The following is a 19,803-nucleotide window of genomic DNA, read 5'->3' on the forward strand; positions in this document are numbered from 1 at the left end:
TAGAATGTAGAAACCTATGATTTGTTACAGTAAATTATCATAAATATTGGGCATAAGCTTAGAGCTTTTCAATATTGCTGCACAGAGGATGCCCCTGCTTAGATAAATTCCAGATGGGTAGCCATGCGTATCAAGGTGGCGGTATTTTTGGCTTCGAATTTTGCCAATAGGTTTTTCCGGTGGGTGTCTACGGTGGTGATACTTATAAAAAGTTTGGTTGCGATCTGGTTATTGGTAAGACCTTCTGAAATTAGTGATAACACCTCTTTTTCCCGCCTTGTGATGATGGGTATTTTTGAACCTACATTTTTTTTGACGATCAATGCCGCTTCCTCACTTAAATATTTTTCACCGTCCATTACGGTTTCAATGGCGTCCAATAATTCTTCTTTGGTTGCATTCTTTAGCACATAGCCGGAAGCCCCGTTATCCATAATTTTGTTGATATAGCTCTGTTGGTTGTAGGAACTTAAGCCAATAATTCCAATTTTGGGATATTTGGTTTTTATTTCCTTGGATAGCTCTATTCCACTTATGTCCGGGAGGTTTATATCCAATAAAATAATGTGTGGTTGGTGTGTTTGTAGAAATGCCATACAGGATGTTGCATTCATTGCATGTCCCATCCACTCCAAACCTTTTGCATTTTGTAGTAAGGATCTTATGCCCTCTATGATCATATAATGATCATCAACGATAAATATTCTTGTTGTCATTTAAACATTAAATTCTATATGTACAGATGTGCCTTTGCTATATTCCGAGTCCACGTTTAGATTTCCTTTTAGAAATTCAACCCTATGCAGAATGTTGGTCCAGCCCATACCTTGGGATTTTTTTAATATTAGAGTATCAAATCCTTCCCCATCATCCTCTACGGTAATGGTAAGTTGGTGCTCCGTTTTAGTAATTTGTACGATCACGGTTTCGGCCTTTGCGTGCTTTAAGGTGTTGTTGATGAGTTCCTGTACAATTCTATAGATGGTAATGGCTACAGTCTGGTTTATGGACGTATTTGCCAATCCAAAGGACAGATAATTGATCTGTACTGCCCCTGTCTTATTTATGTGGTTGCAAAAATCTTTTAGGGCAGTGTCCAGGCCAAACTTAAGTAAGGATTCCGGCATCATGTTATGGGCTACCCTGCGCATCTCTTTAATGGAACTGTCCAACATATCCATACTGCGTTCAAATACTTGTTGATTATCATTGGTCATGATCATATTTCCTTTAATCGATTCAAAGGAATATTTGATTCCGGAAAGCATTCCGCCCAGGCCGTCATGTAGGTCCTTGGCCAACCTTGTTCTTTCCTGTTCCTCTCCCTTTAAGACCGCCGCGGTTGCGGCAAGTTGTTTTTCTGTTTCAAGTTCGTTGATCCTATTGGTCTGAAGTTTCTGTTTATGGCGATAATTTCTATAGGAAATATAGCTCGTGAGCAGAATGACCATAATTACCCCGAACAGAAGATAATTCAAGCTGTTCTTCTGGCTAATGGACAGTTCTTGGATCTTTTTATTATTTACTAAATTGGATATCATGGCCTCCTTCTTTTCGGATTCGAATTTGGCTTCCAACAGATTTATGTTTAATTTACTTTTTTCTCCGACCACAGAATCGTTTAGAATCTCATATTTTTTGCGATACTCCAGCGCATCCCTATATCTCCGGGCCTTTTCGGCCATTTCCGAGGCCTTTAGGTAAAGGTCCTTTAGTTCGTATTTTGTACCCAGTTTTTCTGCCAAGGATATGCCCGAAAGAATGGAAGCCACGGATTGCTCATCCTGTCCGGTGTTTTTGTAAAGGTCAGAGAGGCCCATATAGGCGTACATTTCATATTCAGGGGCATCCTTTTCTTTGGTTAGGGCTATTATTTTGCTGTAATAATTTAGAGCTTTACCGTAATTGTGCTCTGCATTGTATACGTCTGCGGTGCCCAACAAGCCATCCAAGATTAGAATGTAATCATCGATTTTTTCCCCAATTTGGACTATTTGTGAATAGTGCTTAAGGGCATTTCCATAATCCTTTAAATACAGTTCCGCCGTTGCAATGTTGAACATGGACGATGAAATGGCATAGTCGTTTTTGAGACTATGGGCTAATTCCAGTGCCCTAATGGCATAGGTCTTGCCTTTTTCAAATTCTTTGAGATTGATAAAAATGGAGGCCAGATTGTTGTTGATAATCCGTTGCAATCTTATGTCTTCCAGTTCCTCGGCAATTTTTAGGGCCATAAGGTAGTTGTCCGTAGCCAAATGGAAATCTGATAGATAGTGCCATTCACTGCCAATATTGATCAAAGCTACCGCAATATCCCTCTTGCTGCCAATTGTTTCATAGATGGTAAGTGCTTCTTTACATAAGGCCAATGCTTCCTTAAATTTGCCTTGTGTATTTAGAATTTCTATGGCATGACTGGCGTAGGCCGCCTTACCTCTGTCATATTTAAGGGCCATTGAGCGCTTTTTGGCCACATTGTAATACCAGAGGGCAGAGTCGGGATATTTATTTGCCAGCTCCTCCCCATATAGGTAATACAGGTTTACAAGGACAGTGTCATTTGGAGTTGCTTTTATTTGACGACCTATACTATCCAATTTGGAAGATTGGCCAAAGGCAAATTGCATTAGGGCCAAATACGGCAACGACCAAACAACTGATTTACGCGGAGAGTTGAATGCATACATGACGTACAATTTGCTCCTTTAAAGGTACGCATAGCACTGATACAAAATATCCCTTTTTTCCATGATTTTTAATGGTAAGAAAATCCTGTTTTTAGGGGATTGTAGGAGTGGTCTTTTAAATGGAATTTTACAATATGTTATTGATAATTGTATAAAAGTATCTAAGGTATGGACGCTATTTATAATCATTGCCCATTCCTTTCATGGCCGTAACGGGTATTTAACGAAGTTTAACTATAAATCTTATTGGAATGAAAACAAAACATCTAATACTTGTTGCCCTACTAGGGCTGCTTGGAATATCCGCTTATAAAATAAGTGAGGATATAATTGCCAAATTGGGTATGGACCACGCCAATGCCCAAAACTATATAATGGCCAATTTTACGGGAGGTTTTGGCTCGAATTATGAGGTTGAGCCAAACTTTATGAGTCTTCCCAGGTTAAAGTTACTTGCTACTATTGTGGAAGGGGATAAGGTGGGAGCGGCCAAGGAACTATGTGAATACATAAAGCTGTATTGCAATAGTGAGGAGTTTATGGCCGTGTACCAGAAGAAAAGGGCTGACAGTAAACCAAGTTCAGAGCCTCCTAGAATGGATGATGCTGTACTTCAGGGAATGAGGGATGGGATTAAGGATTTGGAGGCAGCCTTAACCGACCTCAGGAAGGCACCAAAAGAAAATGCCCAATCTATTGCCATGTTCGAACCTATGTTGGAGGAGCAAAAAGCCACGGTTGCCTTGTATGAGGATCCAACCCCTAATAAAACGAAATGGGAAAAAAGTTATCCGGCAGATCCCGCTGTTCTGGTAAAAAGAAAATTAGAGGAATATCTTAGCTTAGTTTCAAAAGTGGATTTTAACGCAAAACTTAGTGCTCCCGATAATTATAAAATTAAAAAGTTTGTCAATCCGGATTACGAGAGTAAATCGCCACAATGGAAAGCGTGTTATAGGGCAGGTAAGGAGGTAAATACGGCAGTTTCGGCTTTTGTGAAAACTTGGCTTCAGGGGGAGATTATTTCGTCCACAAAAACTAAAATGCCCGTATCTTCGGTAGACGCCAATAAAGGTAACAGTACTGAGGGTATAGCTAACCCATCCTTTGTTGTGAAAGATGGCAATGATGCCCAGGAACAAAATACGACTGCACCGGATAGTGAACCCAAAAAATCACTTTTGGCCAGAGTGAAGTCAAAGGCAAAATCGATTATTAACGAATAGTGGGGTATTGGAGTGATATCCTTTTTTTCTTGGGGCTCGATCCTGCAAGGTTTCCAAAACCTTGCAGGACTTCCTTGTGATGGATAGGAGATGGAAGCTCCTTCCCCTACATGGGGAAGGTGGCATCCCTACCTTTTTGTCGGGATGGCGGAAGGGGTAGTGTGCATCCTTGGGCTTTTGTGATGTGGCTATAAGTGCAATCTCTATTTTTACGAGCTTTCTACCCGCCCCGACTTCTTTCCCAACTGGCTGTCGGTAAAGAATCCATTTTATTTGAGTATTGCAAAACTGGGCGGCATTGTAAATTGATTTTGCATTAGCATTTGCAGAGGCAACTTTTTTGGGCTGGTTCCTGCAAGGTTTCAAAAACCTTGTAGGTATGTTGTAAGGGCATTATTGTCTCTATGGTTTTCCGTTTAGGTTTGGTTCTAGTCCTCAAGGTTTCCAAAACCTTGTAGGTATCAATCCTATCTTGCGACTTTCGTCTTGCAAGTTTTTAGCCCTGAAAATTTCTGGATCTTTATTTTGGCTGACTTATATCATGTTTTAAGTTAGGAATGTTGGCGACCTTTGGTGTGTTGGTTTAAACGGGTAATACGGACCTTTTGGTTTTATTGCGATTACTTGCTATATGTGCATTGGTACTCCCCTTTTAAATCGACCAAATATTAAACAATTTCAAAATTTATTAAAGTATGAAAAGAAGAGAGCCAGTATCAAAAATTATGACAACAGATTTAATTACAATAAATCACACCAACAGTTTATTGGACGCCGAAAAATTGTTCGAAAAGCATAAGATTCGGCATATTCCAGTTGTGAACAATAAAAAGATTATTGGAATTCTGAGTTTAACGGATTTATTACGGATTAGTTTTGTTGATAATTATGGAGAGGATGATTCCCAAGTAGACACTGCGGTCTATAATATGTTGAGCATAGAACAGGTAATGGTGAAAGATCCAGTACATATATCCCCTTCGTTGACCGTTAAAGAGGTAGCGGAGATATTGGCCAAAAAGGAATTTCATGCTTTGCCGGTGGTTGAGAATGGAGACTTGGTTGGTATTGTTACTACCACGGATTTGTTAAATTACCTTTTGGAACAATATTAGTATGGATTTTAGCCGAGAGGCCTGAATTCTAATTTTAGGATTTTTGGGCCTCTTGGCTTTTTTGTGCCCTTTTCCTAATCCTACAAGGTTTGTCAAACCTTGTAGGTGTCTCAGTTGGGTGATTGTCTTAGTCCTATAAGGTTTTTGAAGCCTTGCAGGACTACCTTGTGATGGATAGGAGATGGAAGCTCCTTCCCCATGTAGGGGAAGGTGGCATCCCTACCTTTTTGTAGGGATGGCGCAAGGGGTAGTGTGTATCCTCGGGCTTTTGTGATGTGGCTATAAGTGCGATCTCTGTTTTTAGGGACTTTCTACCCGCCCCGTCTTCTTTTCCGACTCGATGTCGGTAAAGAATCCACCCCTCCCTGTCCAGGGTGGGGAACTGTTTTTTTTAATTTTTTATAGGCCTGTCCCTAATCCTGCAAGGTTTTATAAACCTTGTAGGTATGGTGTTGAGATATGATTGTTTATCTGATTTTCCTATTTAGGCTTGCTTCTAATCTTGCAAGGTTTTTAAAACCTTGTAGGTATGATGTTAGGGCGTAATTGATTATTTGGTCTTCCTGTTAGGCTTGCTTCTAATCTTGAGAGGTTTGAATTGCTTGGTAGGTATCTCAGTTGGGTGATTGTCTTAGTCCTACAAGGTTTTTGAAACCTTGCAGGACTACCTTGTGATGGATAGGAGATGGAAGCTCCTTCCCCATGTAGGGGAAGGTGGCATCCCTACCTTTTTGTAGGGATGGCGGAAGGGGTAGTGTGTATCCTCGGGCTTTTGTGATGTGGCTATAAGTGCAATCTCTGTTTTTAGGGACTTTCTACCCGCCCCGTCTTCTTTTCCGACTCGATGTCGGTAAAGAATCCACCCCTCCCTGTCCAGGGTGGGGAGCTGTTTTTTTTAATTTTTTATAGGCCTGTCCCTAATCCTGCAAGGTTTTATAATCCTTGTAGGTATGGTGTTGGGGCGTAATTGATTATTTAGACTTCCTGTTAGGATTGCTTCTAATCTTGAGAGGTTTGAATTGCTTGGTAGGTATCCCAGTTGGGTGATTGTCTTAGTCCTACAAGGTTTTAGAAACCTTTCAGGTCTGCTTTAAATTTTGTTGGTATTTATGCGATTAACATCCACCCAGTTGTACCCTTGGGTAATCGCTTACATCAATGCTAGGATCTTTACTCTTTCTCACTAATTCGATTACTTCAGTTGTCTTATGTTGATGGGGGCCAATATAAAAGGTGGCTCCTTTTTCTGCCAATTCCTTTATATATTCCACTGGATTTGGATTTTTCTGAGGTGGTGGTTGAGGTACAGTGTACAAATGTCCATAATATACAGAAGGCTCTTTTATAGCCTTTAATTTTTGATTGGAACTACTTTTTAAAGTTGGTGATGGAATATTATCTTCTTCAACGTTTGGCGTAGAATTTGGTTTTCCAAATTCCCCATTAGGGTCATTATATAATGGGACCGGATGCACATAATGATTTTCCTTATATGCCAATTTTTTATATGTATCGTAAAATTGCATTACTTCTACATAGTTTTTTTTTAGTTCATCAATACTACCCTTGTGCTCGTTGTGGTAACGGGAGACTGCAGCCCTATAGCTTTTCGCTTTTTTTAAATAGGTATTAATCGCATATTTCACTTCTTTCGAATAGTTTTCGGTATTGACGTGGGTTGCAATAGTTGGAGGAGGAGGTGGGAAATCGGAGCTAACAACGGGTACTATTTTCGCTTTCAACACCACTTTTCTTGAGTTATGATTATTGTTTCCTAACTCTTCTTCATGGTCAACTTTTGTTTCTGTCTTTGGCGGAGTTGGAACTGATGGAATAGGACTTGGCTCACCCTTTTTTATGGTTGGAACCGGCTTTGGAGCAGAAGCAGGAGCCGGTGGGGGTGGTGGACATTCTGGAAAGGACTGTGCCTGCTGTTTTTGCTCATTGCTCATACGACCGTAAATAGTTTCTAAGATCTTTAGGTCCTTTAGCGGAATAATCCTTTTTTCTTGGGGTTGAGCATTGTATTTTTTGGCAAGGGTGTTGAATTCCTGTATTTCCGTTTTGGTGGCCCCGACTTGGGTTGGGAATCCTGTTGGTCCTTTAATGTCTATGGTGGCTACGCCATAGTCCATTAAAATAGCATCTACTTGTTTTATAATATTGTCCGGAGTTTCTTTCTCTACACTAATAATGGCCCTAACGCTTTGCTCTCTTTGTTCCTTGGTTAGGCCTTGGTTGTATTTAAGTAGGTGTGATTTTAAGTCTTCGATTTTAACCAAATCAGCATTGACCAACAACTGTCCTTTTTTATTAATGGCTATAGAAATTTCTTGTGTTGGAATATTTTGATTTTTTGAATCATTAATTATTTCCTGTACAATATCCTCTACTATTGTTTCATGTTGGTAGCCCCGCTCAATAGTAACGGTCTCGATTTCTTGAATTTCAAGAACTTCTTTGGTGCTAAAACTGTAGAGTAGGAGTGCTATTAATGGAATTAGCAATAAACTTTTAAGCCAAATGGCTCTTTTTGATGTTTGTGTTTTCATGATGACGATTCGTTTTTTGATTGATGAATAATGAATGGCGTTTGCCAAAGGGGATGTTACGGCATTTGATGAGAATGCCAATACCAAGTTTTGATAGTTGGTAATACTTGTTCCTCTTTTTAAAACGGCCTGGTCCGCTAAAAATTCGTGGTTCAGTTTTGCCAAATGCTTTGCCCAGTAAATCAATGGGTGAAACCAGAAGACAATTTGAATCAGCTCCAACAGTAAGATATCCAAGCTGTGTTTTTGTAAGGCATGGGTTTCCTCGTGCCAAAAAACTTCTTGCGGAATTTTCTCGGTTTCGTAATTGTTTTTATTGAAAAAAATATAGCTAAAAAAGGTGTGCGGAGCAATAAGTTCTTGAAGCAACACGTGATGGATACGTCCGGATTTTAATTTGGGATTGTTCTTAATATTTTTGATCAACGCCCTGAGGTTTTTCAAAAACTTGAGGGCGAAAATTAATACCCCTAAAGTGTAAATACCCCATAAAATAATTGGTAATATTTGGGCAGTGTTGTTTTTGTTTTCTATGGGATTACTGCTGGTTTGGCCAATGTACTCTGGAATCAGGGTTGGCTCTAATGTTACTGTAACATATTGGGTAAAGGTGATTAGTGGAATACAAAGGGAAATGATAAAAGCGGATAGGAGATAATATCTTTTAAAATGATGAATATGGACCCTCTCCAATGCTAATTTGTAAAATAGAAGGAGTGTGGCCAAGCACGAACTAAATTTTAAAAGATAGATCCACATGGCTATTTGTTTTTAATTTCTGTATCGATCAAATTTCTTAATTCTTCCAGCTCTTCCTTGCTCAAATCTGTTTCTTTGGCAAAGAAGGAAGCAAACTGGGAGGTGCTGTCGTTAAAAAAGGTTTTAATGAGTCCGTTCAAGTGTTTGGAGAAATAATCTTTTTTCTTTACCAAAGGGTAGTATTGTCTAGCGTTGCCAAACAAGTTATACCCAACAAAGCCTTTGTCCGTCATTCGCTTTAATAAGGTAGCCACAGTTGTGGTGGCGGGTTTGGGCTCGGGGTAGACCTCCAATAGATCCTTCATAAAAGCTTTGTTCAGCTTCCAGAGGTGGTTCATTAATTCTTCTTCTGTTTTTGATAGTTTCATTTGTAAAATGATTATTTGCTCTACAAACATAGAGCAAATATTTTAATTCTACAAGTGTAGAGGTATTTTTCTTGCTGAGAGTGATGAACATTGAATCGCGGTTGAATAAATAGTTTTGCCTGAATGACGGGTTTAGGAACTGACCCAAGAGATTGTAAATTGATTTTGCGTTAGCTATTGCAGCGGCATCCTTTTTTGGCCTTTATCCTGCAAGGTTTGTCAAACCTTATAGGTATGTTGTCAGGTCATCATTGCTTATCTGGTTTTCCGGTGTAGGCTTGGTTCTAATCCTGCAAGGTTTTTTTTAACCTTGTAGGTATGGAGTAAGAGCGTTTTAATTTGTCTGGAAGTCTTGGTAAGCTAGGTGCTTTAGTCCTACAAGGTTTTAGAAACCTTGCAGGACTACCCAATAGTGCGCAGGGGAAGGAGGCATCCCGACCTTTTTGTCGTGATGGCGGAAGGGGTAGTGTGTATCCTCGGGCTTTTGTGATGTGGCTATTAGTGCGATCTCTATTTTTACGGGCTTTCTACCCGCCCCGTCTTCTTTTCCGACTCGTTGTCGGTAAAGAATCCACCCCTCCCTGTCCAGGGTGGGGAGCCGCTTTTGGCAGGTAAATGAAACAGAATAGATCCCCTAATATTCTAGAAAGAATCTACTCTGTTTGAGTATTGTTAAACCCGGTTTCATTTTTAATTGATTTTGCGTTAGCTATTGCAGTGGCATCCTTTTTTGGCTCATGTCAGGCCCCAAAAAGCGGTCCTGCAAGGTTTACAAAACCTTGCAGGATTAGAACAGAAACTTTGCGGGCTTTAAGCCAAAAAAGATATAGCGGAAAGAGCGACCCGCGAGGGAAACGTCCAATAACATGAATCTTGCTTATTTGGATAATTCCGTGAAATATTGATAGAAATAAGGAATGGTTTCTATGCCTTTTAGGTAGTTCCAGACCCCAAAATGTTCGTTGGGAGAATGTATGGCGTCACTATCCAAGCCGAAGCCCATAAGGATGGTCTTGCTTTTCAATTCCTTTTCGAAAAGGGAAACTATGGGGATGCTGCCTCCGCTACGCTGAGGTATTGGGGTCTTGCCAAAGGTGGTTTCATATGCTTTTGAGGCAGCTTTGTAGGCATTGTTATCTATGGGTGTTACATACCCTTGACCGCCATGGTGTGGGGTAACCTTTATGGTAACTCCGTCCGGAGCCAAACTTTCGAAATGGGTCTTGAACAGTTCTGTTATTTCTTTCCAATCCTGATGAGGTACCAAGCGCATGGAAATTTTAGCATAGGCCTTACTGGCAATAACGGTTTTTGCACCTGCACCAATATATCCGCCCCATATTCCGTTAACGTCCAAGGTAGGTCTAATGGAGTTGCGTTCGTTGGTGGTATAGCCCTTTTCTCCATAAACGGCTTTTATATCCAAGGCTTTTTTATAGTTCTCCAAGCTAAAAGGTGCCTTGGCCATTTCTGCACGTTCTTCCTTGGAAAGTTCTTCCACTTTATCATAGAATCCAGGGATGGTGATATGGTTGTTTTCATCGTGAAGTGCAGCAATCATTTTGGTCAATACATTGATGGGATTGGCCACAGCTCCGCCGTATAGGCCTGAGTGCAAATCCCTGTTGGGCCCGGTCACTTCGACTTCCACATAGCTGAGTCCACGTAAACCAGTGGTTATGGAAGGTACATTATTGGCAATCATGCCGGTATCTGAAATTAAGATGATGTCATTGGCCAGTTTTTCTTTGTTTTCGGCTACAAAAGTGCCCAAATTCTCGCTTCCGACTTCCTCTTCCCCTTCGATCATAAATTTTACGTTGCAGGGCAGTTGGTTGGTTTTTACCATAAATTCCAAGGCCTTTACGTGCATATACATTTGTCCCTTGTCATCGCAGGCGCCTCTTGCAAAAATGGCCCCTTCGGGGTGAACGTCGGTGGATTTTATAACCGGTTCAAATGGAGGGGAGGTCCAAAGGTCTATGGGATCTGCTGGTTGAACGTCATAATGGCCATAAACCAAAACGGTGGGCAATTCCGGATTTATTGTTTTTTCCCCGTAGACTATGGGGTATCCGTTGGTTTCACAAATTTCTACGGTATCGCAACCGGCCTCCAAGAGTGAAGCTTTAACGGCTTCGGAAGCATTGATGACATCCTGGGAATACGCTGGGTCAGCGCTTACTGAGGGTATCTTGAGGAGGTGTATCAATTCATTGATAAATCGTTCTTTGTTTTTGACTAGGTATTCCGAAATGTCTTGCATGTTTTGATTTAATTGAAGGCTAAATTTACAAAAAAGAACTTTTTATTGGCTAAGTATTTTAAAATTGAAAAATTACTTTATATTTGCATCCCGATAATAATCGGAGTCAATGCAGGCGTGGTGGAATTGGTAGACACGCTAGACTTAGGATCTAGTGCCGTGAGGTGTGAGAGTTCGAGTCTCTCCGCCTGTACTTAGTAAAACCTCAACAATCTAATAGCTAGAGAGTTGAGGTTTTTTAGTTTTTAATATTGTACGATTAATGTACGGTAGGCTGTAGTTGCTCTTCTAGTTTTTCTCTATTGAAAAGGTATAATAGGTTGAATTTTCGTCAGGATGATGGGCTTTATCGCGGACATCAACCAATTTGCCAGTAATGTTATTTTCATTCCGTAATTTAAAGCTAAATGATATTGGTTCTAGTTTTTTCATTAATCGAGAATGAGGGTTATTTGTATAAGAAGATACGGGGAATTTTTCAAACAGCAGATAAGTTAAATCTTTGATTTCCCAGCTTACATTAGCCTTGCTAGCTAGCTCTACTTTGAAATTTATTACTATTTCTCGAGCTGGATAAGCACGTGGGTCTATAAAAAAAGAGTTTTTAAATGAATGTTGAATTCGCCCAAAAGTTCCTATTTGATAAAATTCAGAATCGTTAGAGTCATAATTTATTTTATAATCTTCACAGCCAACAGAGAGATTAAAGTCAAAAGTAGTAACATAGTCGGCAATAAATTTTTGAAATTCATTTTCTTCTACTCCAAATTTTTCTAAGTCTTTTATGTAGAAAACAAGTGTTACTAGTGCTTCTTTAAACTGTAATTCCTTGTTTTGAAGACCAACATTATTTGTTAAAATGTTGGTATCCTCTTTAAGTTTGTCGAAAACTTTCTGGAATTCTTCGATGGCTTTATTTGTCTCCTTTTTAATTTCGTTTGTGGAATTCTCCGAATCCTTTTTTAAATCAATAATTATTTTATCAGCAGCATCCTTAATTGCGACCATACTTTCTGTGGAATTTTGTTCCATTGTTGATAGCAAGGAATTGAATTCACCCTTCATTTCATTAATCGTTTGATCATTGGCTTCTTTAGCCTTTACCTGTGAACTATGATTTATTAAAAGAAAAGAAGCAAAGGCAAAAAGCCCGGCAACAATAATAGCCCAGTAGTCAATAAAAAAATCCCACATCCGTTTTTTATTAAAAAAGTCAAACATATTACGCTTAATGGATAGTTTTAAAACGAGTAGAATTTTGACCAATTAACCAGTCAATCCTTCTCATCCTTAGTTCTTTGGTAAACCACTACAATTTTGCATCAATATATGCATTAATGTTTTAAATGTTATCTACCAATATCTAGTTTTTTTTGATTTGAAATTATTCCATATAATCAAGTCTATACCCAAAACAAAAAATAGTTAACTGGGGACATGACTGAAAAGATATACTTGAATTCCTAATTGAAATTTGAGAACATTGATACAAATGAAACTGTTGTAAGTATTCGTAAATATATGGGTCTATATCTGTATACGGCAGGATTTGATAAGGCATAATCTTAACTTGCGTGATTTATATTCAATGAGATCTATTTGTTTGATGGATGTATTGTATTATGAAAATTCCCACAGAATGGGTGGGAGGTATAAGGTTTGTTGATTTTGTAATTAATTTGAACAAATTGTACTCTTGTGGTAAGAGCTTAGTTATTCTGCGAAATATTATTAACTTTTTCAAATAATGTCTTATGATAAGTTTGCATTAATGTTGTTGTCTAGAATAGCTTGTAGGTGGGATGGTGCTTTATAACCTGTTAAAACCTCAGCAGTTGAGGTGCTTTCCCAGTCTCCAATCTTAGGATTGTATTCCCATTCTTTAAAATTACTCAGTAGTTTGGCCTGTGGTCGATGTTTAGCTATTGATTTGGGTAAATTAAAACCGAATCTATCAAATATTCTTTTGCCTTTCATGGCGGTTAAAATAGTGTCTAATGCTTTGGCGTAAATTTGAGTAGTATCTGTTTCTTTGGCTCTTTTCTTTAGGTCAGGTTCTGTAAAAATTTTACTTCCATACTTTATTATTTCAATTAGCCCTTTTTCCAAGTCGTGAACTTTTTGAATGTTTTGAGCTGGTCTTTTGGCGTGTTTGGGAGTCCATAATTTAAGCCATTCTTTTAATAGGATTTCAGCGGTTTCTCGGTCTTTGGTTATAATATGAAAATGGGGATTGTATGTTCGGGCTTTCGGATTGAAGTTGCATTCTAAAGATTTGACACCAACTAATAATTTACCTCTTCCTCGTTGATGTTTTTTTCTATACTTTGCTGTTATTCTTCTAAATCCAATGTTGAATTTTTTGATGTATAAGTCCAATTTTGGAGCAGTACATGACTTTACAGTTAGGGTAAGAAAATAGGGTTTTTTCCATTTTCTCATTTCGGGATAGTATTTGTTTATCATTTCTGCCTTACGAATGCTGCAACAAAGTGTACAGAATCTATTCTTGCAGTATTTTCCATATAGTTTGCCATCTGCTGTAATAACTTCTTGTTGGCAATAGTAGGTATTCCAATAAGCTTTTTCCAATTCAGGTTCTCCGTTCTCTTTTGCAATGTCAATCAACTTTAGCATCATTGATTGCGTGATGGTCTTTCTTTTTGCCCTTCCTTTTAGGGCATCTATATTGTTGAGGTCTGTTCCGTCACCATTGACAATAGTATTATTCTGTCCCCTTTTGTTTGTCCCGCTTTCTGCTAATGTATAGATAAGGCCTTTATCGAATGTTTGTTCCATAGCTATTATTTGGTTAATGGAGTTAGACATTCTAAAAGTTCTGATCTTTTGTAATAGCGTCTGGAGCCTATGCCGTATGCCTTAACTTTTCCCTTGTTAGTCCATGCCCATAGGGTTGAGCTGTCCACTTTTAGAAATTTGCAAGTTTCATCCCGTGTAAGCAGGTTGTCGTTAGCTTCTTGGTTGCTCAATTGCTTCCTGAGCTGTTCTAATCGGCTTGCTAATTTGTCATCAATTAAGTTGCCTAACTGTTCTGGAGTTAGGTCTTGAAGTAAAATAGAGTGTGTCATTACCATGTATTTAGGATTACATGGCAAAATTGCATTGGAAGTTATGTCTTAAAAGACCGTGTTTTGTACCTTTTTGGGTACGTTTTGTGCCCCTGCTTAAATATCTGCTATTGCTTTCTTGAAAATAGCTTGTCTTTTTGTGTCGTTTTTAAAGTCCCTGTAAGGCAATTTTTCGACTGTTAATTCATAGACTTTATTAATCCAGTCTAGTAAAGCTTTTTGACTTACCGTTGAATGAATAAGGCCTATTTCCTCCTTCTTCATTGTGTCGAACATAAATCTTAAATCTGTTCTGCTGCTGGCGTTAATATTGAAATCGATGAACATTCTAGACCAAACTTTAAAGCCATCTCTTGTGAAAATTTTTGAATGCCTATTGTATTCGATGTTTTCTTCGGGATCCTTGTGTATAGAAGGTAGGGACTTAATTTTTTCAATTTCAGGGTCAATATTATTTTTAAACTCAAGTATTATTTGGTCAAAATGAAAATAAATGGGATTGACTTTTTTGAAAAAGAAGTTTATTTCTAACATGGTTTTTAGTTCCTTTATTCTATCGATGTAATAGTCTCGCATACTTAAGGCCAAAGCTGGGTTTTCAGCCCTTTTGAGTCTTAAACTTTGTAAATAAATTTCAATTGTATTCGTGTAGCCGTCCCCGTAATTTAATAGGTGGAATAATTTGAAGTATCCAGGTTCAAAGTCCTTGTTGTATTGAGGTAAGCCTTTGTGATAATGATGGGCGCCCCGTGCGATTTGTATTGTGTTATCGATTAATTGGCTGCAAAAAATATTAAGGAAATTATGTATCCATTTTGCTTGGTCAGCTAAGGGGGTATTCTCTAAGTGGGCTGTTCTAGCCTTGACCCAATTATTGAAAACGTTTTTATAGTAAATGTTATTTGGGCTGTTGTTATCTAAGGTCTTTAAGAGAACCTTATTAAACATGGTGTTATTGATGGAATTTGAAAATGTTGAAACTTTAGGAATTGAAGTTAATTTGTTTTGTGATTTTCTTTCAGTTTCTATTTTTTGCTCTAGGATTTCCTTTAGTTTATCCAATGATTTTTGAGGCTCCTTTTTATCACTCTTGCCGTTGAACAAAGTACCGAAGGTAATTTCAGTAACCCTTTTTGTGTGAAAATGCTCGAGGTCGTTTAAAAGTGTTTTGAGTTTATCGGTATTGTTGTCCGTTCTAACTTCGATGTAATGCAGAATATCCAATTGGGCTATTTCATCATTATTGACCTTTTCAAAAAAATCGTATATGTCCAAAGTATTGTGTATTAAAAACAACTTAAATTTTTAATTGAAATAGTCATAAGCATCTAAAGCCTTGTCCTCTTCACTCTTTTTTATATAGTTAAGGAACATTTTTTCCGAACTATGGCCGGAAATGGCAATAAGATAGGATGTTGGAACTTTGCTGTAATAGTTGGTACAGAAGCTTCTGCGTCCTATATGGCTAGAAACCAACTCCCATTTGGGGTAATTCCCTACTATGTCTCGATATGTCCCTTTTTTTAGGTCTGGAGTAATGTTTATTCGCTTCTTTCCTTCTACTATTTCGTTTAATTCTGCAAGTTCGCAAACCTTTTTGATATAGTCGTTATATTTTTGGTCTGAAATAGGTCTTGGAAATTCCCCATTTCTTTTATCTAATACCTCCCTAGCTTCTTTCGGTAAAGGAATGGTCATTAGTTTGCCCGTTTTTTGTTGCTTAAACTCTAGTAGATGTTTTCCTTGCTTTATGCGTATCATGCTTTTATTGAATTTCATAAAATCAGATACGCGTTGTCCTGTAAAACAGCTAATCAATAGCCAGTCTCTTGCATTTTCTAAATGTTCAAAAGGTAGTTTTAAGGTTTTGATGTGGCTTATCTCGTCAAAGGTTAAGTATATGTGCTTTACCTCCTGTCTCTTTAGTTTTAGGCCATCTAGTTGATAGTGTGTTTCTAACCCTAAATGTTTCGCATGGTAACAAAGAGTCTTAATTAATACCAATTCCCTTTGCTGTGTATTTTGAGAGTATTTCTCTAAATTACTATAATCTTGAAATTCTTTTTTAAAATTTTCGTCAATATCCTTTATGAGGATTGTCTTGCCTATTTTTGCCTGTAACCGTTGCATTTTGTTTTTGGTTACATTAATACGCTTAATTGCTTTTGGTGTTAACTCATGTTTTTTGAATTCAATGTAAAAATCTATATAATTGACCAAATCGGTAGGTATCTCTTTTTTATTAGCCTCTACAGGATTGTAATACTGTTCTATGATGGTTTTAAACCAGTCTTTGTCTATTTTCTTTTTATCGGCACTATCAAATTTATCTAAGACGTAAATTTGTAAATTGGTTAATTGATCATTTATCTTTTTTTGCTTATTAAGAAGGCTAATATCATTTGTCCTTTTGATATTATGCTCCTTATTCCAATAGTGCCTTGTTACCTTAATTTGTGTTTTAGCGCCATGCGTATAATCTTGATACCCTTCTTTGGTGGATGAGTCTGTTAATCTGTATAGTAATCTAATATTTAGGTAGGCAGCATCTCTTGTCGAACGATAAAGAAAATTAACGGTGGCCATTTATAGGTTTGTTTATTAAGTTTACAATACAAATTTAGTTAATTTTGTACGGTAGAATACAAAAACATACAAATAGTTGCAAACATATCCAAAACTTAAGAGACTACATATTATTGTGTATGTATTGAATTTATGGAGTTATAGGGTATTGTTTTGGGATGTTACTTAAGTTGTCTTTTTTACTATAGTACTCTCTCCGCCTGTACTGAGTAAAAAGCTCTTCAGAAATGAGGAGCTTTTTTTGTGGTCTATGGTTTTGAGGTAGTAGAGACGAGAAGCCTGTCCCGCCATGGGCGGGAAGTCTCGGAGTTTATCCTGAGCATTTCGACTGCGCGCAATACAAGTTACGCCGAAGGACCTGTACTGAGTAATAGCTCTTCAGAAATGAGGAGTTTTTTTGTTTATAAGTTTGGACAAGTAGAAAATACTGTAACCAAAATAATAATGATCTATTCCCTTGCTATCATATCAAAACTTACAATTCCGCCATCGATGACCGCTTTTTTTAAAATTCCATGACTGTAATAATATGTATTCTCCTTTCCCTGGGAATTAATTTTTTTATAAGTATGGTTTCCAAGAGCTACAATATGGTTTACACTCCCGTCCTGTTCGGAATAACAACGATCTATATCAACAGGTTCTTGAAAATACAATAGTATGGTGGTGTAGTCGATTGGTTCCGTAAGGGTGTTTTCCTCATTGTTGTTTTTGGTAATCTGATAATACCCATTTTTCCATAGTGTAGTTGTTTTGGAATGTGGCTTATCATTTACTGTAATTTGGACATTGGCTTTTTTTAGCACCATATCATTAAAGGTAACATCATATTTATAATCTACTTCAATGTCTTTGATGAGCCTGGTTTTTATAACCGTTGAACTATGATAATAGATTGTTGAGTCCTTGGTGTTTTGACTCACTTTTAAAGTACCGACTATTTTATCCTTTAGTACTATATCAAAATATTTTGATGTGTTGGGTGCAATTGGATTTGTGGCAGTACAAACTATTAGGCCAACCAATAAAAGCAGACGTATCATATTTATTAAAATTAAATTGACGCTGCAAAATTAGGTTTTAAAATTATAAGTATATATTACTTGTATTAATACGTTGCTCAACCTCGGATGCACAGGTGCATTTATGCCAATTCACCTAAAAGGGAATCTGTAAGTTTTTCTACATTGGCTGTAATCTTTTCAATAGGCCAATCCCACCATTTTAGTTCCAATAATTTCGCAATATCAGCTTCTGAAAAACGTTTTCGGATCAATTGACCAGGATTGCCACCCACAATACTATAGGCTTCAACGTCCTTCGTTACCGTGGTGTTGCTGGCAATTATGGCCCCATCGCCAATTGTAATTCCCGGCATAATGGTGGCATTATAACCAATCCAAACATCATTGCCGATCACCGTATTGCCTTTTGAAGGATAGCCCTTACCGTTCATGGCGTGGCTCCAAGCCTTACCGAAAATGGCGAATGGATAGGAAGATATGGAACTGCTTAAATGATTGGCCCCATTCATAATAAAGGTCACATCGGAGGCAATCATACAAAACTTTCCGATAATGAGCTTGTCTCCTACAAAGTCGAAATGATATTTTACATTTTTCTCAAAATTGGCCACATCCTCAAAATCATCGTAATAGGTATAGTCGCCAACAAGTATATTGGGGTTCTTTACGATGTTCTTTAAAAAACAAAGTCGATCGTAATTTTCTAAGGGAAACGGATTGTTTTTATCAGGTGCGTTCATAGGACTTTAAATTTGGTAAATAACTGAAAGATATGCCTAAAGCAGCGCTAAATGTAGTGCAAAGGGTCGATATTTTTTCAATTTTTAAAAAAAATTTAACCCAGATTAAGCTAATTGAAGTAATTGCCAATAATCTATAAATTATAATTTTGGGAGGCTGCTTTGCCTAGGATATCTGGCCATGAGGAAATACATAAACTAAGCCTAAGGACATAAATTAAAATTGGAATTATACTTGCCAAAGACTAAAGTACAAATAATGGAGGTAATCCCTAATGGTTTTTGTCTGATGTAGATCTAACATTAGGCATATGCATATGGCTGTGACAACTACGATAGTCCCCAAAATTGATAATTACGCATTTGTTCTTTTTTTTATAGTATCCATTTCGTTCTGAAAGAAGAGGGATAATCTGTGACTGCCGTACCTAGGTGCTATGGTATCTTCTGCCATAAGGGTGAGGAAAAATTCGATCGGACCATAAGTCTTGGAGGAGGTAAAAGTCCTCATAATCCATAGTATGGATTTTCGCAACCAATGGGGTACATGAATAATATTGATGGGCTTTCCGGCGGTTAAAAGAGCCATTTCTGCAACTTCGTAATGGGTGAGGATATCGGGTCCGCCCACCGCAATCTCCTTCTTGTTGGAATTAATGGCATCAACACAAACCTGGGCCAGATCGGCACCATGTATGGGGTTGAACTTCTTTTTTCCTTTCCCGAAAATATAAACACTTCCTTTTTCCGCCATCTTTAGAAAGTCGCACATATCGGAAAAGAAACCATTGGGACGTATTATGGCGTAGTCTAGCCCCGATGCCATAAGTTGATCCACAAAGGCTTCCTTGGCTTCCACCAATTTTAGGTTTCTGTGTAGTTGTCCATTAATCACGGATACGTAAATAAACTTTTTTACGCCTGCCCTTTTTGCTTCTTCCAACAGGTTCATATTGGCCCCATAATCTACGTCCATGTAGGTGAGTCCGTCTTTTTGGCGAGTAATTCCTACTGTGGAAATAACGGTATCCACCCCGTGGAAATGCCCCCTTAATGTTTCCGGGCGTGTAACTTCGGCTTGGATAATCTCTGCCAGTTTTAAGGCCATGTCAATTATCTTGCCCGGTTTTCTTACTATAATTTTTGTGTCAATATTTCTGGAAATCAATTCCTTGGTAATATAATTTCCCAAATATCCGGTGGCTCCCGCCAATAGGATCGTTTTTTTTATTTCGTTGTGTTGCATTTTTATATTTTCAAAGTTCATAGTCCGTGACTATCGGGTTCACTATAATAATTTATAGATTAAAAGTAATAGGTAACTCATGACGGGTCGTTCCAAATTATGATTTGGAACTATTTGCCAGATGCCATTTTATTGGAATGG

At 37.9% G+C, this 19,803-nt stretch carries 15 protein-coding genes and 1 tRNA gene; 3 read left to right on the forward strand and 13 right to left on the reverse strand.

The genetic code is table 11. The annotated features are described in order from the left end of the window. Positions 1–98: 98 nt before the first annotated feature. Complete coding sequence (locus KO529_RS07775; protein ID WP_215947352.1) at positions 99–716, reverse strand: response regulator; 618 nt, start codon at positions 714–716, stop codon at positions 99–101. Further along, complete coding sequence (locus KO529_RS07780) at positions 717–2,690, reverse strand: tetratricopeptide repeat-containing sensor histidine kinase (RefSeq protein ID WP_215947353.1); 1,974 nt, start codon at positions 2,688–2,690, stop codon at positions 717–719. It abuts the gene before it with no gap. 251 nt (positions 2,691–2,941) lie between these two features. On the opposite strand from KO529_RS07780, the gene KO529_RS07785 reads away from it, so the two are divergent. Beyond that, on the forward strand, positions 2,942–3,916 hold the full coding sequence (locus KO529_RS07785) for a hypothetical protein (protein ID WP_215947354.1): 975 nt from the start codon (positions 2,942–2,944) through the stop codon (positions 3,914–3,916). 695 nt (positions 3,917–4,611) lie between these two features. Next, on the forward strand, positions 4,612–5,031 hold the full coding sequence (locus KO529_RS07790; RefSeq protein WP_215947355.1) for a CBS domain-containing protein: 420 nt from the start codon (positions 4,612–4,614) through the stop codon (positions 5,029–5,031). 1,115 nt (positions 5,032–6,146) lie between these two features. On the opposite strand, the gene KO529_RS07795 is transcribed toward KO529_RS07790, so the two are convergent. From KO529_RS07795 to KO529_RS07805, 3 genes are all read right to left on the reverse strand, one after another. Continuing rightward, positions 6,147–8,309 (reverse strand): M56 family metallopeptidase, encoded by a 2,163-nt coding sequence (locus KO529_RS07795; protein WP_215947356.1) that lies wholly within the window; start codon positions 8,307–8,309, stop codon positions 6,147–6,149. 35 nt (positions 8,310–8,344) lie between these two features. Beyond that, entirely contained in the window at positions 8,345–8,710 is a 366-nt protein-coding gene (locus tag KO529_RS07800; protein WP_187588002.1) for a BlaI/MecI/CopY family transcriptional regulator, read from the reverse strand. A gap of 877 nt (positions 8,711–9,587) precedes the next feature. Continuing rightward, on the reverse strand, positions 9,588–10,976 hold the full coding sequence (locus tag KO529_RS07805) for a dipeptidase (RefSeq protein WP_215947357.1): 1,389 nt from the start codon (positions 10,974–10,976) through the stop codon (positions 9,588–9,590). A gap of 111 nt (positions 10,977–11,087) precedes the next feature. Between KO529_RS07805 and KO529_RS07810 the strand changes: the two genes are divergently transcribed. Next, positions 11,088–11,169: transfer RNA gene (locus KO529_RS07810), tRNA-Leu, on the forward strand. A gap of 95 nt (positions 11,170–11,264) precedes the next feature. On the opposite strand, the gene KO529_RS07815 is transcribed toward KO529_RS07810, so the two are convergent. From KO529_RS07815 to KO529_RS07850, 8 genes are all read right to left on the reverse strand, one after another. Further along, entirely contained in the window at positions 11,265–12,197 is a 933-nt protein-coding gene (locus KO529_RS07815) for a hypothetical protein (RefSeq protein ID WP_215947358.1), read from the reverse strand. Positions 12,198–12,728: 531 nt separating this feature from the next. Next, positions 12,729–13,775, reverse strand: coding sequence for a protein rep (locus KO529_RS07820; protein ID WP_215947359.1), 1,047 nt, complete (start codon positions 13,773–13,775; stop codon positions 12,729–12,731). Positions 13,776–13,780: 5 nt separating this feature from the next. Beyond that, positions 13,781–14,065, reverse strand: coding sequence for a helix-turn-helix domain-containing protein (locus KO529_RS07825; protein ID WP_215947360.1), 285 nt, complete (start codon positions 14,063–14,065; stop codon positions 13,781–13,783). 96 nt (positions 14,066–14,161) lie between these two features. Next, positions 14,162–15,340, reverse strand: a complete 1,179-nt coding sequence (locus KO529_RS07830; protein ID WP_215947361.1) for a hypothetical protein — start codon at positions 15,338–15,340, stop codon at positions 14,162–14,164. Positions 15,341–15,370: 30 nt separating this feature from the next. Then, positions 15,371–16,651 carry a tyrosine-type recombinase/integrase gene (locus tag KO529_RS07835; RefSeq protein WP_215947362.1) on the reverse strand — a complete coding sequence of 427 codons (1,281 nt, stop codon included), beginning with the start codon at positions 16,649–16,651 and terminating at the stop codon, positions 15,371–15,373. A 449-nt stretch (positions 16,652–17,100) separates the two neighbouring features. Next, entirely contained in the window at positions 17,101–17,694 is a 594-nt protein-coding gene (locus KO529_RS07840) for a DUF6134 family protein (protein ID WP_215947363.1), read from the reverse strand. A gap of 101 nt (positions 17,695–17,795) precedes the next feature. Further along, positions 17,796–18,416, reverse strand: coding sequence for a CatB-related O-acetyltransferase (locus KO529_RS07845; RefSeq protein ID WP_215947364.1), 621 nt, complete (start codon positions 18,414–18,416; stop codon positions 17,796–17,798). A gap of 355 nt (positions 18,417–18,771) precedes the next feature. Then, complete coding sequence (locus KO529_RS07850; protein WP_215947365.1) at positions 18,772–19,662, reverse strand: SDR family oxidoreductase; 891 nt, start codon at positions 19,660–19,662, stop codon at positions 18,772–18,774. Positions 19,663–19,803: the final 141 nt, after the last annotated feature.

This window comes from Arenibacter algicola, from assembly GCF_018860365.1.
In the GTDB taxonomy this organism is placed as follows: Bacteria; Bacteroidota; Bacteroidia; order Flavobacteriales; family Flavobacteriaceae; genus Arenibacter; species Arenibacter algicola_B.

Coding starts and splice junctions, on each gene's coding strand:
- KO529_RS07775 (WP_215947352.1), bottom strand. CDS start 716: ATGACAACAAGAATATTTATCGTTGATGATCATTATATGATCATAGAG.
- KO529_RS07780 (WP_215947353.1), bottom strand. CDS start 2,690: ATGTATGCATTCAACTCTCCGCGTAAATCAGTTGTTTGGTCGTTGCCG.
- KO529_RS07785 (WP_215947354.1), top strand. CDS start 2,942: ATGAAAACAAAACATCTAATACTTGTTGCCCTACTAGGGCTGCTTGGA.
- KO529_RS07790 (WP_215947355.1), top strand. CDS start 4,612: ATGAAAAGAAGAGAGCCAGTATCAAAAATTATGACAACAGATTTAATT.
- KO529_RS07800 (WP_187588002.1), bottom strand. CDS start 8,710: ATGAAACTATCAAAAACAGAAGAAGAATTAATGAACCACCTCTGGAAG.
- KO529_RS07805 (WP_215947357.1), bottom strand. CDS start 10,976: ATGCAAGACATTTCGGAATACCTAGTCAAAAACAAAGAACGATTTATC.
- KO529_RS07815 (WP_215947358.1), bottom strand. CDS start 12,197: ATGTTTGACTTTTTTAATAAAAAACGGATGTGGGATTTTTTTATTGAC.
- KO529_RS07820 (WP_215947359.1), bottom strand. CDS start 13,775: ATGGAACAAACATTCGATAAAGGCCTTATCTATACATTAGCAGAAAGC.
- KO529_RS07825 (WP_215947360.1), bottom strand. CDS start 14,065: ATGACACACTCTATTTTACTTCAAGACCTAACTCCAGAACAGTTAGGC.
- KO529_RS07835 (WP_215947362.1), bottom strand. CDS start 16,651: ATGGCCACCGTTAATTTTCTTTATCGTTCGACAAGAGATGCTGCCTAC.
- KO529_RS07840 (WP_215947363.1), bottom strand. CDS start 17,694: ATGATACGTCTGCTTTTATTGGTTGGCCTAATAGTTTGTACTGCCACA.
- KO529_RS07845 (WP_215947364.1), bottom strand. CDS start 18,416: ATGAACGCACCTGATAAAAACAATCCGTTTCCCTTAGAAAATTACGAT.
- KO529_RS07850 (WP_215947365.1), bottom strand. CDS start 19,662: ATGCAACACAACGAAATAAAAAAAACGATCCTATTGGCGGGAGCCACC.